11 protein-coding genes are annotated in these 12,124 nt (G+C 35.6%); 6 read left to right on the top strand and 5 right to left on the bottom strand.

Features of this window, described 5'->3' with window-relative positions; all coding sequences use genetic code 11:
- Nucleotides 1-59: 59 nt before the first annotated feature.
- Genes N2Z72_02835 through N2Z72_02820 form a run of 4 tightly spaced genes read left to right on the top strand, consistent with a single transcriptional unit; the run spans nucleotide 60 to nucleotide 4,753 of the window.
- Nucleotides 60-674: a 7-carboxy-7-deazaguanine synthase QueE gene (locus N2Z72_02835; protein MCX7696613.1), complete on the top strand. Its 615-nt coding sequence runs from the start codon at nucleotides 60-62 to the stop codon at nucleotides 672-674.
- The gene (locus N2Z72_02830) at nucleotides 671-2,596 is read left to right on the top strand and encodes an OmpA family protein (GenBank protein MCX7696612.1); all 1,926 of its coding nucleotides are present in this window, start codon (nucleotides 671-673) and stop codon (nucleotides 2,594-2,596) included. The genes N2Z72_02835 and N2Z72_02830 overlap by 4 nt, the downstream gene beginning before the upstream one ends.
- Before the next feature lies 1 nt (nucleotide 2,597).
- Complete coding sequence (locus N2Z72_02825; GenBank protein ID MCX7696611.1) at nucleotides 2,598-3,305, top strand: phosphoadenylyl-sulfate reductase; 708 nt, start codon at nucleotides 2,598-2,600, stop codon at nucleotides 3,303-3,305.
- Complete coding sequence (locus tag N2Z72_02820; protein MCX7696610.1) at nucleotides 3,302-4,753, top strand: sodium:solute symporter; 1,452 nt, start codon at nucleotides 3,302-3,304, stop codon at nucleotides 4,751-4,753. Before N2Z72_02825 ends, N2Z72_02820 begins: the two co-directional genes overlap by 4 nt.
- Here the strand turns inward: N2Z72_02820 and N2Z72_02815 are convergent.
- Complete coding sequence (locus N2Z72_02815) at nucleotides 4,732-6,840, bottom strand: S9 family peptidase (GenBank protein ID MCX7696609.1); 2,109 nt, start codon at nucleotides 6,838-6,840, stop codon at nucleotides 4,732-4,734. The genes N2Z72_02820 and N2Z72_02815 overlap by 22 nt on opposite strands.
- Before the next feature lie 7 nt (nucleotides 6,841-6,847).
- Entirely contained in the window at nucleotides 6,848-7,549 is a 702-nt protein-coding gene (locus tag N2Z72_02810; protein MCX7696608.1) for a geranylgeranylglyceryl/heptaprenylglyceryl phosphate synthase, read from the bottom strand.
- Nucleotides 7,550-7,593: 44 nt separating this feature from the next.
- Here N2Z72_02810 and N2Z72_02805 point away from each other — a divergent pair, with 44 nt between their 5' ends.
- Both N2Z72_02805 and meaB read left to right on the top strand, forming a co-directional pair.
- A complete protein-coding gene (locus N2Z72_02805) occupies nucleotides 7,594-8,097 on the top strand; it encodes a thioredoxin family protein (GenBank protein MCX7696607.1) in 504 nt (167 codons plus the stop codon).
- Nucleotide 8,098: 1 nt separating this feature from the next.
- Nucleotides 8,099-9,187, top strand: a complete 1,089-nt coding sequence (meaB, locus tag N2Z72_02800; protein ID MCX7696606.1) for a methylmalonyl Co-A mutase-associated GTPase MeaB — start codon at nucleotides 8,099-8,101, stop codon at nucleotides 9,185-9,187.
- A 225-nt stretch (nucleotides 9,188-9,412) separates the two neighbouring features.
- Here the strand turns inward: meaB and N2Z72_02795 are convergent, their stop codons facing one another.
- From N2Z72_02795 to N2Z72_02785, 3 genes are all read right to left on the bottom strand, one after another.
- Nucleotides 9,413-10,117: a hypothetical protein gene (locus tag N2Z72_02795; protein ID MCX7696605.1), complete on the bottom strand. Its 705-nt coding sequence runs from the start codon at nucleotides 10,115-10,117 to the stop codon at nucleotides 9,413-9,415.
- Nucleotides 10,118-10,180: 63 nt separating this feature from the next.
- Nucleotides 10,181-11,752: an ABC transporter ATP-binding protein gene (locus N2Z72_02790; protein ID MCX7696604.1), complete on the bottom strand. Its 1,572-nt coding sequence runs from the start codon at nucleotides 11,750-11,752 to the stop codon at nucleotides 10,181-10,183.
- Nucleotides 11,753-11,769: 17 nt separating this feature from the next.
- Entirely contained in the window at nucleotides 11,770-12,093 is a 324-nt protein-coding gene (locus N2Z72_02785; GenBank protein MCX7696603.1) for a hypothetical protein, read from the bottom strand.
- Nucleotides 12,094-12,124 lie beyond the last annotated feature (31 nt).

Raw genomic sequence — 12,124 nt, 5'->3', positions numbered from 1 at the left:
GTATGAAATCTCATCCAACATGAAAAACGCTTAATCAAAAAAACAATTTAATTTTGTGCATGGATCGGTTCAATGGACACTATTTACCACTTATAGAGACTTTTAAAAGCTTACAGGGAGAAGGCTTTCATACGGGAAAAGCAGCTTTCTTTGTACGTTTAGCAGGATGTGATGTGGCTTGTCATTTTTGTGACACTCCCGAAGGACTAAATGCTGAGTTATACCCTTTCGTACCCATTGAAAAAATTGTTGAAGAATCCCTAAAAGCAGGTCTTAAAGACATCATTATTACTGGAGGAGAACCTCTTCAGTGGAATCTTCAACCTCTTACCGCACTACTTCATCAACATAATTTCACGATTTACTTAGAAACTTCGGGAACTGAACCTCTTACGGGTAAATTCGACTGGATTTGCTGTAGTCCTAAGCGAAAGCATCCCATCCATCCTGAATTTTATCAGCTAGCTCATGAAATTAAAATCATTGTGGTCGACCAAGATGATCTTCGTTTTGCACTCGAAATTCAGGATCAATTTCATTCAGACTGTTTGCTTTTCTTGCAGCCTGAGTGGTCTAAAAAACAAATTGTAATTCCTCAAATAGTTTCATTCATCCTTACGAATCCCAGGTGGAGATTATCATTACAAATACATAAATATATCAACATTCTATGAAAGTATTTTTTCAAGTTTTTGTTTTATTAGTAGCCATCCAATTATTGCAAAGTCAAGATTTGCATACACGTAATCGTAAGGCAATCATGTATTATCGGAAAGGATTGCAGCATTTTGATGAAGGTAATTGGATAAATGCATTGGATTTATTTTCTAAAGCCATAGAGAAAAGCAAGAATTTTTACGAAGCATACGTCATGCGGGGAAATTGTTTTGAAATTTTGCGTGAATTTGATCTAGCTATTCAAGATTACGAAAAAGCACTATCCATTGATCAAAACTACTTTCCAAATCTTTATCTAACCACAGCTAGATTGTATTATAATATAGGGCAATATGAAAAAGCTCTTACATATTATGAGCAATTTAAAAACATCAATCAAAAATCCCCTATTTTGGCAAGAAAAGCTGATGAAGGCATCGAAAAAGTGAAATTTGCTCTCTCTCAAATAGCAAATCCAAAACCTTTTAATCCCAATCTTTTACCTGAAGCTATCAACTCAAATCAATATGCAGAATATATGCCCACGTTGACAGTAGATGAGTCACAGATAATTTTTACTCGATTGCTCCCATGTAATGAATGTCCTAAAGGTAACAAGCAAGAAGACATTTATACCAGTCATTTGCTCAACGGGAAATGGCAAAAAGCCTATCCTATTAGTCCCAATATTAATTCTCCCTATTATAATGAAGGTGCTCAGACCATATCATCAGATGGCAAGTTTTTGTTTTTCACCGCTTGCAATCGACCTGATGGAAAAGGTTCATGTGACATCTATATGTCTAGATGGAATGGCAAAGAATGGTCAAAACCTCGAAACATCAAAGAAATTAACTCATCTTTTTGGGATTCACAGCCTTGCCTTGCAGCCGATGGCAAAACACTTTATTTTGTATCTAATAGAAAAACGAACAAAGAAGGTTCTAAACATCAAATGGATATTTTTGTATCCCATCTGCAAGAAGATAGCACATGGTCTGCTCCCGTTCCTTTACCCTACCCTATTAACACCGACGAAGATGAATTAGGGCCTTATATACATCCAGATGGAATTACTTTGTACTTTAGTTCACGTGGACACATCGGCATGGGTAATTTTGACTTATTTCTGAGCAGGAAAATAAATGACAGTACGTGGGAACAACCCATAAATCTTGGTTACCCTATCAACACTTATAATGATGAAGCTTTTATTTTTGTCAATGGAGCAGGAAACAAAGCATATTTTGCTCGCGGGTCAATCAAAGACTCATTAATGGATATTTATTACTTTGAGCTTCCTCAAGAGGTTCGACCTATTTTAACAACTTTTTTAAAAGGCAGAATATTTGATAAAAAAACTCATCAACCGGTGGTAGCCTACTTCGAGCTCATTCATCTTGAAAAAAACGAAATAGTTGCTGCTACGTTTTCGGACCTTAAAGGAGAGTTTCTTCTTGCATTACCTACAGGTCAACAATACGCTTTGCATATCACTGCCAACAACTATCTTTTTTATTCCGAGCATTTTGACCTTTCTGGAGTTAACTCTGCTTCTGATCCTTACGTAAAAGATATCTACTTAACTCCTATCGAGCATGAAGAAACTTTCGTTTTACCAAATGTCTTTTTTGATTTTGACAAATATGAATTAAAGCCTGAAAGTTATCCGGAACTTGACAAACTAGTAGAATTCCTCAAAAAAAATCCTTCACTTCGAATTGAAATTCAGGGACATACAGACAATGTTGGATCTCGCGAACATAACATGAAACTATCTGAAAACCGTGCTAAAGCCGTTTATGAATATCTTGTTTCAAAAGGAATCGATAGGAACCGTATGAGTTATAAGGGTTACGCTGACCTTTACCCGATTGACACCAACGACACCCCCGAAGGTAGAGCCCGTAACCGTCGAACCCAAATAAAAATCCTATGATATGAAAATCGATCTTAAAAACGTCAACATGCAACTTGAAAAACAACCACCTGAAAAAATCATTCAATTTATTTACGAAAACTTTGAACAGCCCTTTGCTTGTGCGACCAGCCTGAGTGTTGAAGATCAACTTCTGACTTTTTATATAGTTCGCCTACATAAACCTTGCTTTTTCTTTACTCTTGATACCGGTAGGTTACCTCAAGACACATATGATACGATTGAAAAAACAGAAAAAATTTTTGGGATTAAAATTCACTTGTTTTTTCCAGATAGTAACGAAGTTCAAACCATGGTCAACGAACATGGCATCAATCTCTTTTATAAAAGCAAAGAACTAAGACAGCTTTGTTGCAAAATCCGAAAAACCCATCCTTTAAAAAAAGCTCTTATTGGTATGAAAGGTTGGTTTTCTGGTATTAGGCGTGAGCAATCCATAACTCGAATTTCAACGCCTATTGTAGATTGGGACACGACTCATAGCATATACAAATTTAATCCTCTCGTAAACTTACTTGAACGAGAAGTATGGGAATTGATAGAAAAATACAAAATACCATATAATCAACTTCAAAAACAAGGATATCGCAGTCTCGGTTGTTTGCCTTGTACACGACCCATTTCGCCAGACGATGATTTCCGTGCTGGACGTTGGTGGTGGGAAGAGCCCGAATCTCGCGAATGTGGAATACATATGCATAACACATGACACCTGTTGAACTTATTCTGGCTACCCTCATTTACGTATCATTGCTGATGTTAATTGCTCATATTACGTCTAGGCATGCAACCAACCAATCGTATTTTATTGGAAACAGAAAAAGTCCGTGGCTGTTGGTTTCCTATGGCATGATTGGTGCTAGTCTTTCCGGTGTTACGTTTATGTCTGTTCCTGGATGGGTAGGAAAAACAGGATTTTCTTATCTTTGGATGGTAGCAGGTTACTTCATTGGTTACTTTTTTATCGCATGGGTTTTGCTTCCCATCTACTACAAGCATCGAGTATACTCAATTTATGAATATTTAGAAAAAAGATATCATCCAACAGCACAAAAATGGGCGGCTGGTTTTTTTATTCTTTCTCGAACTCTTGGGTCAGCGTTGAGAATGTTTATTGTGGTAAATGTAATTTATTTCTTTATTTTCAAACCATGGGGGATTTCTTTTGCCACGACTGCAGTTATTTTTATACTTATCGTATGGGCATATTCTTTTAGAGGTGGCATTAAAACTATTGTATGGACTGATACTTTTCAAACAACCTTTATGTTGATTTCACTAATTTTTTCTCTTTACTTCCTCAATCAGGTAATTTCTAAACCTAACATGGGTTTTATTGAACAAATTCTTGCTAGCCCATATGCTTATTGTACAGTAACCAATCTTTTCGCACATAATCATTGGCTTAAGTACCTTCTTTCAGGAGCATTTATCACGCTTACCATGACAGGATTGGATCAAGATATGATGCAGAAAAATTTAAGCTGTAGGACCCTTCGTGAGTCGCAGAAAAACATGATGCTTCTTCCTTTTTTTCTATTATTTTTTAATATTCTCTTTCTTCTTGTAGGGGCTTCTTTGTACATTTTTGCAAATGAGTATCACATTGACTTTGCAGAACCTGATCTCCTTTTTGCTACCGTAGCATTACAACACATGCCATGGATAGCAGGAGTTATTTTTTACCTTGGTCTTATTGCTGCAGCTTTTTCCAGTGCTGATGGAACCATTACAGCTCTTTCTACGTCTACGCTTGTAGATGTATTCAAATACCAACCTGATGATTCAAATAGAATCAAACGTCTTCGGCTCTTCTTGCATTTTCTCTTTTCATTGCTTTTTATCTTAATAATGCTTGTCGTGCAAGCCATCAACGAAAAAAGTATTATTGAAACCGTGTTTAGAGTTGCTTCTTACACATACGGTCCCCTACTTGGGTTATTTTTCTTCGGTTTTACAACTAATCGCACCTTAAAACCAGCCTACATCCCTTTAGTTACACTTTTTCCCCCCTTATCACTACTTTTATACCAGTGGCTGGCTGCTAAATTCCAATTTTATACTCTAGGTTTTGAGCTTCTTCCAATCAACGGCCTAATGACTTATCTAATGATGTTGGTATTTTCACATAATTCTCATAAAAAATCTTCAAAATAAGTGATTATCCTTTTATACAGATGCTTTCTCTCGATTCCAAACACATTGTGTTTTTGATTTGGATAAAGCCATAGGTCGACAATTTTATTAGCTTCGATAGCTTTTTGAATGAAAGCAAAAAGATGCTGAGGAACTACAATATCATCTTGCATGCCGTGAATAAGAAGAAGCCTTGCTCTGAGTGAATCGACCTTATTTAAAGTACTTGTTAACTCATATCCTAAAGGATTGTCTTCGGGTGTATCCATGTAACGCTCAGTGTACATCACCTCATAATATTTCCAGTCTGTAACAGATCCCCCTGCTACGGCAACTTTGAAAACATCTGGATATGTAAGTACAAGCGACAAAGTCATAAACCCACCAAAACTCCAACCATGTACCCCCAACCGGTTTTTATCAATCCAGCTTTTGCCAAGAAGATACCTAACACCACTCATTTGATCTTCTACTTCAATTTTACTTAATTTTCTAAATGTTGCACTTTCAAAGTCCATACCCCGATTGGCGGATCCATGACCATCGACCAAAAAAACAACATAACCTAATGAAGCTAAATGAAATAAAAAAAGATTAGCACCTCCAAGCCACGTATTTCTTACGAGTTGGACGTGAGGTCCTCCATAAACATACAAAATGGCAGGATACTTTTTCGTACTGTCAAAATCGGGTGGGAAAATTATTTGAGCATATAACGATTCCCCATTCTGAGCTTTAATAGTAAAAATTTTAAAAGTTTGATCTAACCAGCTCAAAGGTGTTGTTAATTTCTTGAGTACGACAGTGTGCTTTCCTCGAACATAGGTGTACTCACCTGGGTTTGTCGACGATTGATTAAAACAAATGTATACTCCTTTTTCATTTGGAAAAACAACGTTATCACCTTTCAAAGGAGTGAGTAATCTTTTTTTACCGGTTTGAAGGTTAACAGCCCAGACCTGTCTATCGATGGGTGTCGGAGTAGTTGCCGTATATAATACTTCAAAGCCATTTTCAACAAAACCAAGCACGTCCAAAACTTCAAACTGACCTTCAGTCAGTTGCCTATGCAATTTACCGTTCAAATCATACAAATACAAATGACGAAAGCCATTTCGTCTGCTGAGCCAAATAAATTTATCTCCCTTAGGCGTAAAAAAAGCGGGATGCAATGGTTCTACATATTTGTCATGAGTTTCCTCAAATAAAGTTTTGATTAACTCTCCATTTTCTGCGCTGTAGAGATTTACCTTTAAATGATTTTGATCTCGATTTAATACCCCCACGAGAATTTGCCGCGAATTCGGAACCCACGTTACAGATGTCAAATATTGATCCTCAGGACCTTGAACATTCAAAAAGACAGTCGTACGGTCTACGAGTGAATATATGCCTAACTTTACATGATGACTTTGCATTCCAGCCATAGGATAACGAATATGTTTAATTCTTCCGACTCTATCTTCCATTTGATAAAGAGGATATTCCGTCACATTACTTTCATCCATACGGTAAAAAGCCAATTTTTGCCCATCAGGAGACCAGAATAATCCCTTTTCTATACCAAACTCATTTCGGTGGACAGATTGTCCGCAAACAATTCCGTCTTTCTTTTCAAATGTAACTTGTATCTCATTACCTTTCTCATCCTTAATAAACACATTGTTGCCTTTTGTGTAAGCGACAATGTTCCTAATAGGATTCCACTCCAGATGGTCAGCTTCTTTATCCAACCCATAAAGAATCTGAATTTCTTTGCTATAAGGCTTGAGTAAATATACTTTTTGTTCATAAATAAATCGAATGGTTTCATGATCAATCCATGTATGCTCGGGAAAATAATAAAGTTTACTTGTTTTTTGACCCGACATCAGCTGATTTAAATTTTCGAGACTAAGAATTTCTCGGAGCTGACCTTTTTCATTTATTTCTATTAAGTTTTTTTCAATCACAGAAGAGAATTTTTCCGAGGAAGGAATAGGTTGAATCATATTCCACGTCTGGGGATAAAGTTTCCGATTAAAAATGTCATCGAACGAAACTTTTTTGACTTGGGCTTCAAGCCATAAAAGTGCCATAAACGTAATGAGCAAACCAATTTTTCTCATATTCGTCTTATTTAATTTTTAAAAGAAATTCGGGGTCATTTTCTATGACAGAACCAAGAACAATACACGTTGCACCGGCGTCGAAAATTTGGTCGATAACTTCAAGGCTTCGAATACCTCCACCCACGATTACGGGCAGCTTAGTGCGAATAGATACCTCTCTGATAACTTGAAAAGGTACGTGATGATGTGCACCACTTCCTGCCTCAAGGTAAATGAGCTTATGTCCGCTATATTTACCAGCTAATGCTGTGGCAACGATTAAATCAATCTTGTCCGAGGGTATGGGTATGGTTTGTGTAATATATGCAGTAGAAGAAACCCTCCCCCCATCAATAAGAATATAACTGCACGGTATGACTTCGATATTTGTTTGTTCGAGCAAAGGAGCAACAAGCACTTGCTGTGAAATAAGATATTCCGGATTTCTTCCAGAGATTAAATTTAAAAAAAGGATGGCATCTGCTTCTCTGAATACTTGAAAATAACTCCCTGGGAAAAGTACAACCGGTAAATTCAAATTAGTTTTTAAAAAATTAATCATTTCTGGAATACGATGATAAAAAACAATGCTTCCACCAAGAAAAATAAAATCTACGTGAATTATTTTGTTTTTGTATTTTTCAATCAGACGAGTATCAATCTTATCTGGGTCTATCAGCCAAGCTATTAATCTTTTTTGACTAACAAATTTTTCATAGATTTGCATAGAATTTACCTGAATTTAAAATCAAAATTACGAAAACCAGCATTATGAAGATTTATGTCCTTTTATTTTTTTTCGTGGCTGCGACAATGTCAGCTCAAGTTCAAATCTATTACGACTCAGCTAAACAACAAGAGATGTTAGTAGGTATATTAAACGAAAAAGATCTTTTTCACCCTTTGTTTAAGCCATACATAGATGCTTTTTATGATACATATTTGCCCGATGCCCAAATCATTGAAAAAATTAAAAGTATTCCTTTTGACTATAATATCAAAATCATTCTGGGTACATGGTGTGGAGACTCACAAGAACAAATCCCTCCTTTTTTAAAGATACTCCATACGATTCGATTCCCTTCCAGTAATGTTACGTGGATTGCCGTCGATCGTAAAAAAAGACCACATGCCAACGTGTCTGATTATGAAACATTGAAAATTGAACGAATCCCAACATTCATTTTTTTCAGAAACAACCAGGAAATGGGTAGAATTGTCGAAACTCCAAAAGCTTCTCTAGAAAAAGACTGGCTCGAAATATTAAGCAAATAACATGAAAAAAGAAAACAAATCAGCTTTACGAGTTCAAAATGGAATAGAACAACCTCTCCACGTTAATGAAAAGGTGCTATCTAAGCTTTTAGAAAAAAAAAATAAGAAAATTGATCTTGAAAAAATTTTCAAGGGTATTCTTGCTCATGACCGTGTTGAACTTAGTAAGGGCATTACATTGATAGAATCTAATTTACCGGCTCATCAAGATCTTGCTCAACAACTTATCGAACGCTGTCTGCCCTACGCGGGCAACAGTATTCGCATAGGAATCACAGGAGCACCAGGAAGCGGAAAAAGTACTTTTATCGAAGCTCTCGGAAATTATCTGATAAATCACCAACATCATGTTGCTGTACTTGCCATCGATCCATCATCACATATCTCGGGTGGTAGCATCTTGGGAGACAAAACACGAATGGAAAAGCTCTCGGCTAGTCCTCATGCTTTTATCAGACCATCTCCTTCCGGAGGAATATTAGGTGGTGTAGCCCGAAAAACCAAGGAAAGCATTATTCTATGTGAAGCTGCAGGCTTTGATATCATCCTTATAGAGACGGTTGGTGTTGGCCAAAGTGAAATAGCAGCTCATTCTATGGTGGATTTTTTTACTTTAATTCATATTCCTGGTGCTGGCGATGAACTTCAAGGTATCAAACGTGGGATTATGGAACTTGTCGACGCTGTCCTGATCAACAAAGCAGAACAAGAAAACCTATTCAAAGCACAATTAGCTCGCGACCAAATTCAAAATGCTTTACACTATATGCCAATACCTCCTAGCGGAATTCCTGTTTTTGTAGGATTAATCTCTGCCCTGTACGAAGAAGGTATCGATGTTTTTTGGAATCATGTTATGTTCTACGTTGAAAAAACCCGTCAAAGTGGTTTCTTTTATCAAAAAAGAAAAATGCAAGAAGTCAACCGATTCGAACAAACTTTAATCGAACTTTTTATGGATCACATTCGCCACCACCCTGAAATTAACCGCATCAAAACAGAGCTTGAACAACTCATATTTCATCAGAAAATATCTCCGTACACGGCTGCCATACAATTATACGAAAAATTTAAATTACCATCAAAGTAAAACTCCATTCTTTAACTGTAAACATATTTTACACATCAACGCCCACGTATTTTGAATCAAAAAAATCGATCCATGTCAATCTTATTAAGAACTTTGTTAGGAAATGTTATTTGCACATGCTTTGGCTCTATATTTATTACTTCTCTTTAACTTTTTTAATAATAAATTGTTTTACACAACATGAAAGACTATTACAGCTCAGAGGAGGCTTGTGTTAAAAAAAATTTAAATTTTCAATACCCTTATAGTTTTAAAAAAATCTGTACAATAATGAAATTCTACAGGTTTGCCATCGAACACTTCGTCAGAAAGTCCTTTTACAAAATCTCTCACAAGATTTTCGTAGTCTGCATCATAAATATACTCATCCAAGATAATCATCCTAAATTGAAAAGATTCTCCTGTTTTTAAAATAAGAATATTGATCTGCTTATCTGTTGATTGAAAATTAGTTTTCTTAAAATATTTATTCAATTTTTTTAATTCCTCTTCTGAAACCCCGTCATAATGAACAATTATGGTATTAATCGTTTTTTTATTAAACGGTTGAAGAACTTTAATTGTTTCCAACTTATTATTACAACAATGAAACTCTAATTTATCATTAGGAAACACATTTTCCACTATCTCACAGGCAAAAAGACGAAAAATAATGTCATAGTCTGGATCATTTTGAAATTCTTTCATAACAACAGCTCGAAACTGATAAATTCCATTTTCCTTAGTAAGTTGAACAGTTTTTTCGCCCCCACTCTCCATGAAGCCTGACTCAAGAAGATAATGCCCAAGGCGATCAGCTTCTTCTTCAGTAATATCGCTGGTGTAGTACAGTTCAAGATCTCCAAAAGTTTTCTTCTTACCATATGAATCACATCTTACAAACGAAAAAATTAACATGATCATTCCTACAATAATGCCTACATGTTTCATGTTAAATATTTTTGCAAGTATAATAAATTTTTTTAATTCGTATGTAAATTATTATAAATGGTGCTAAAAAAAACTTGCTTTAATCAATTCAAAGGTAATGTTGTGTTCAGGTTGATTTAATACTTCATCTGTTGATTTTCCTTCCAAAAGCTTTCCATCATGCAAAACATATATTCGATCACAAAAATAACGCACATATGATAACTCATGGGAAACAAACAGAAAGGTTAAATTAAATTTTTCTTGTAGACTTAAAAGCAAGTCAAGTATTTGTTTTTTCAGACGAATATCAAGAGCACTTATAGCTTCATCAAGAAGGATCAGAATTGGTTTTAAAGCCATTGCTCGGACGATTTGAAGCCTTTGAAGCTGACCACCACTAAGTTGATGGGGATAACGTTGAAGGCAATCAGGTTGCAACTCTGTAGCTTCCAATAAAATTTTTATGTAGTCCATCATCTCTTGGCGGGATTTAAATACATTGTGGAGTTTGACGGGTTCGAAGATTTGCTTACCAATGGGCATAGAAGGATGAAAGGAAGCTTTGGATTCCTGAAAAATGATTTGGAAACTTGATCTTAATTTTCTGAGTTGACGATTAGAAAGTTTGAGTAAGTTTACTCCATTAAAAAAAATTTCACCTTCATCATAAGGTTGTAATAAAGTCAGACTCCTAATTAATGTGGTTTTCCCCTGGCCTGAGACACCAACTATTCCCACTGATTCATTTTTTTTAACTTCAAAAGAAATACCATTTAATACTTTATGTTTAATTTTGTTCTTGACATAAGAGACAGATAAATTTTTGACGCTCAGTACAACTGTTTCATTTGTATCGTCTTTTCTCATTTCCTTTTTCCTAACTTCCGGAATGGATAAAAGTAGGGATTTAGTATAGGATTCACGTGGCATCTTAAAAATTTGTTCAGGATAGCCCGATTCAATGATTTGTCCATCATACATAATGTACATCCTGTGACAAAAGCTTCGAACTAAATGAAGATCATGGGAAATAAAAAGAATACTTATTCCTGTTTCATCATAAATTTTTCGCAGGGTGTCGATTACTTCCTTTTGCATGATAGGATCAAGTGCGGTAGTTGGTTCATCCGCAATAAGAAGGTCTGGTTCAATAGAGAGTGATGAAGCAATCATCACACGTTGACGCTGCCCTCCCGAAATCTGATGGGGATAGGAGTAAAAAAAACGATCAGAAGGTATTAATTTCACACGTTCAAACCATGCCTTGATTTTTTTCTTCGCTTCTTTTCGTCCGTTATTTCTTATCCATCTTAAACCTTCAGTTGCTTGCATGCCACATTTAAGAACAGGATTGAGAGATAGGAGTGAATCCTGAAATATCATGGTAATATGATGGCCCCTGATTATGTTAATTTCAGAACTTCGTAGATCATAAGTTTTATTCTCTTTGTAAAAAGAAATTTTTCCTTCAGTAATCATGTAAGAAGGTAGAAGTCCAGTTATAGCAAGAGAAGTTAAACTTTTTCCTGAACCACTTTCCCCCACCAGTCCAACAATTTCGCCTTTTTTGATAAAGAAGGAAATACCTTTTAAAAGATGTGTATGATTAAAAAAAACATGGAGGCATTCCACCTCCAATAGTAAATTTTCCATCTATAACAAAAGAACTTTTAGCCCTTATCTTTCTGTTGGGGTTTTTCACGGAACCATTTTTTGTACCAGCGGAGATAGAATGGTTCAGGTTTATGTTCTCTATTGCGTTTAGCTTCTCGCATGGATTGTTTCATGGCTTTTCGAGTTTCTTTGGATTGATTTTTCATGTGTTGTTTTAGTGCTTTCTGATATAAAATAGTATCTTGCTTTTGTCTTTTTTTCTTTTCTTTTTGAATAGCTTTTTCTTTGTTATCTATATTGCTTCGCCTGAATAAATCACATGAAGTACTTGCAACTGATAAGATAAAAACTATTAATATCCAAATAAATCTGGTTTGCATTCTTAATTATTATCTTTGAATTGCGAAAATA

Source organism: Bacteroidales bacterium, assembly GCA_026418905.1.
Classification (GTDB): domain Bacteria; phylum Bacteroidota; class Bacteroidia; order Bacteroidales; family DTU049; genus JAOAAK01.
The sequence above is the reverse complement of the archived record's forward strand: the minus strand, read 5'-3'. Positions and strand labels throughout refer to the sequence as shown.

Excerpts from the sequence above, each read along its gene's own strand:
- N2Z72_02820 (MCX7696610.1), top strand. The coding sequence starts at position 3,302 with ATGACACCTGTTGAACTTATTCTGGCTACCCTCATTTACGTATCATTG.
- meaB (MCX7696606.1), top strand. The coding sequence starts at position 8,099 with ATGAAAAAAGAAAACAAATCAGCTTTACGAGTTCAAAATGGAATAGAA.
- N2Z72_02810 (MCX7696608.1), bottom strand. The coding sequence starts at position 7,549 with ATGCAAATCTATGAAAAATTTGTTAGTCAAAAAAGATTAATAGCTTGG.
- N2Z72_02815 (MCX7696609.1), bottom strand. The coding sequence starts at position 6,840 with ATGAGAAAAATTGGTTTGCTCATTACGTTTATGGCACTTTTATGGCTT.
- N2Z72_02825 (MCX7696611.1), top strand. The coding sequence starts at position 2,598 with ATGAAAATCGATCTTAAAAACGTCAACATGCAACTTGAAAAACAACCA.
- N2Z72_02830 (MCX7696612.1), top strand. The coding sequence starts at position 671 with ATGAAAGTATTTTTTCAAGTTTTTGTTTTATTAGTAGCCATCCAATTA.
- N2Z72_02790 (MCX7696604.1), bottom strand. The coding sequence starts at position 11,752 with ATGGAAAATTTACTATTGGAGGTGGAATGCCTCCATGTTTTTTTTAAT.
- N2Z72_02795 (MCX7696605.1), bottom strand. The coding sequence starts at position 10,117 with ATGAAACATGTAGGCATTATTGTAGGAATGATCATGTTAATTTTTTCG.
- N2Z72_02835 (MCX7696613.1), top strand. The coding sequence starts at position 60 with ATGGATCGGTTCAATGGACACTATTTACCACTTATAGAGACTTTTAAA.
- N2Z72_02785 (MCX7696603.1), bottom strand. The coding sequence starts at position 12,093 with ATGCAAACCAGATTTATTTGGATATTAATAGTTTTTATCTTATCAGTT.
- N2Z72_02805 (MCX7696607.1), top strand. The coding sequence starts at position 7,594 with ATGAAGATTTATGTCCTTTTATTTTTTTTCGTGGCTGCGACAATGTCA.